At 59.2% G+C, this 2,538-nt stretch carries 4 protein-coding genes; 1 reads left to right on the top strand and 3 read right to left on the bottom strand.

The window, feature by feature from the left end; all coding sequences use genetic code 11:
• On the top strand, window positions 1-372 hold a 372-nt coding region (locus CW742_RS10390; protein ID WP_292420098.1), incomplete at its 5' end, for a hypothetical protein.
• Window positions 373-408: 36 nt separating this feature from the next.
• Here the strand turns inward: CW742_RS10390 and CW742_RS10385 are convergent.
• Genes CW742_RS10385 through CW742_RS10375 form a run of 3 tightly spaced genes read right to left on the bottom strand, consistent with a single transcriptional unit; the run spans window position 409 to window position 2,523 of the window.
• Window positions 409-1,332: a DNA polymerase subunit beta gene (locus tag CW742_RS10385; protein ID WP_292420096.1), complete on the bottom strand. Its 924-nt coding sequence runs from the start codon at window positions 1,330-1,332 to the stop codon at window positions 409-411.
• A 10-nt stretch (window positions 1,333-1,342) separates the two neighbouring features.
• Window positions 1,343-1,915: an L-threonylcarbamoyladenylate synthase gene (locus CW742_RS10380; RefSeq protein ID WP_292420093.1), complete on the bottom strand. Its 573-nt coding sequence runs from the start codon at window positions 1,913-1,915 to the stop codon at window positions 1,343-1,345.
• A 2-nt stretch (window positions 1,916-1,917) separates the two neighbouring features.
• On the bottom strand, window positions 1,918-2,523 hold the full coding sequence (locus CW742_RS10375; RefSeq protein ID WP_292420101.1) for a DUF5612 domain-containing protein: 606 nt from the start codon (window positions 2,521-2,523) through the stop codon (window positions 1,918-1,920).
• Window positions 2,524-2,538 lie beyond the last annotated feature (15 nt).

Raw genomic sequence — 2,538 nt, 5'->3', positions numbered from 1 at the left:
CAGATGACAGCACACCGTATTGAGACTGGTACAAGAGAAGGCGATGCACTGGGATTCACCGAAGACCTCTTCTCCGGCTGGCTGGAGAGAGAAGCGGGAAACCGGCTCATCCTCCATTATATCATCTCCCGGCATAAAAACGAGGGAAACACGCAGGCGCTTATCCGCCAGTGGCTGACCGGTGGGTACGATGTGAGCGTGGTCATGCCCCGCCCGGTCATGCAGCATATCCTGCAAAAGTTCCGGTTCGTTCCCGGAACAGCGCGGTTCCCGGACCAGTACGAGGATGCGGTGGAGGTCTGGCGCCGTGCCGGTATCCGGGGGAGTCCGGGCGAACAAGAAATCCAGGGACGTTGCGCTGTAAGCGGGTAATGAAGGCCCCCTTGCACGCCCCCAAAAATCCTTTTTTTAAGATTCGAGCAGGGTCTTTGATACGATATATTCCCCGCGTGCCTCGCGGGTGGTCCCTACGACAAGCCATTGCTCGCTGCCATGCTCTTCGAGGACGCCGCAGGCCTCGATAGTCTCACCAACAAGCGCCTGCCCGCTGTACGTGTGAGTGAACGAGAGGACCCGCGATACCGATTCATGCTCCACCTCGTACACCGCGGGATTGTCGAAGGCAAGCGAGGCGTCGGTCACCGTTGCTTCGATGGTTGCTTTTCCGAGCACCGTCCCGCGTCCGGACGGAGCGCTCCGGATCTCTTCGTAGGAACGCGTGAACAGGATATCGAAATACGTGCCTTCGATCTGCCCACGGTTCCACTTCCGCTGCTCATGGAGAACGAAGGTATCATATGCGATCTCGGGCTTGCGCTTCTCATACACTTTTCGCCACATCTCTTCTGAAAGTCCCTCGATCTTTCCCTCGCGGATTGCCTGGCGGACTAATGCCTGGGCAGCAAACCAGTTCTTCCCGTACACCACCATGTCGATATCCGAACTCCCGCTCTCCAGCTCGCAGAGGAGCGAACCAGTGCACCCCACAGATCCACGGGGCTGGGCAAAGAGGCTGACGAGTTTTTGCACACGGGGGTGAGTGGAAGCAATCCTTTCGATCTCCTGGTCGGGTTTGAGGATGCGTTTCACATCGCTGTAAGGGATGTGGTGGAGAAGCCCGGAATATTCCGGCTTGAACCGGGCAATATGGGCATACGCCTCCTCAAAGTCGTACTTGGTGAAGCGGCGCCCGGAAGGGTGGATGCGGGCACCGTTCTCTTCGGGAACGTACCGGAGCACACAGCCAATCCGGTCAGTGTTGTCGTACGTCGAGACAGCATAGAGCCAGCCATCTTCGTCTTCGATAAAATCACGCAGGCGGACGGGCAGCATACAAAAAACCTCACAATGACCGCAGGAACGATGCGACCTTTTCGATATCAGCCCCGCTCCGGATAATTTCTTTTTTCTGCAGGTCAACCACTGTGCTCGGGGTGCCGGGCAGCCTTCCCCCGTCAATGAGCAGCTCGTGGGTGATGGTGCACTCGTCCGGTGTCTGCGGGTCCTTTGCCCCGTGGAGGTTTGCGCTCGTTGCCGTGATCGGGCCGTCGAACTCGGTGATGAGCTGCAGGGCAAACGGGTGGGCCGGCATCCGTATCCCGATCCTGCCGGTCCCCCCGGTCAGGACTTCCGGGACACAGTTCCGCGCGGGGAGGACAACGGTCACCGGCCCGGGAAGGAAAGCCTCAAAGAAGCCGTCCATCCATGGTTCGATATGGGCGACTGCTCCCAGCATGTCCCGGTCGGAGACGGCGATCGAGACCGGCATTGCGATCGGGCGTTTCTTTGCTTCGTATACCTTCCGGATTGCCTCTTCGGAGAATGCATCGGCGCCAAGGCCGTAAACCGTCTCGGTGGGGTAGACCACGAGACCGTCATGCATCAGGACAGAAACGGCCTTTTTGATGATGTCCATACTCAGAATTCCCGTCCTTTTACACGGTTGATATCAAAGACCGCCTTGGAACTAACGTGCATGACGGCAAAGACTCCTGCCTGGATGGGGTCGGTCACCACAAGGTCGGCATGCTCCGGCACGGTCCCCGCCATCTTGAGCGCGATGACCGGTATCCCTGCTTCGCGGACACGGTCAACAGCTTTTGAGATCTCGCCCCCCATGATGGATCCCGCAAGGACGAGGATAGTGGCACGGGGCAGGCGTGCAACAGCGTCCACGGCAAGTGCAAGGGTGCGCTCCCCGACAAGGGGGATGGTATCCACCGAGATCCTCTCGCCACGGATGTTGTGCCGGTCGGCCTCGTTCACGGCGCCGAGGGCGACCTGCGCAACCTGTGCTCCGCCGCCGATGATGATGACACGCGACCCGAAGATATGCCCGAAGGGCTGGTACGATCTGACCTCCCTGACCGCGCCGATAGCATTCAGGTCCATTACCAGCTGACCAGGGTCACGGGCACCATGCCATGCAGTCTCCAAACAGATCTCGGTCATGCGGCAGAGGAGGCCCGCAGCGACACCCTGCTCTGTGATCGCGGAGATGTTGTCGTCAGTTTCGTCTACCACGGCTGCACTAACACT

The organism is Methanoregula sp., from assembly GCF_002835825.1.
Taxonomy (GTDB): Archaea; Halobacteriota; Methanomicrobia; order Methanomicrobiales; family Methanospirillaceae; genus Methanoregula.
The sequence above is the reverse complement of the archived record's forward strand: the minus strand, read 5'-3'. Positions and strand labels throughout refer to the sequence as shown.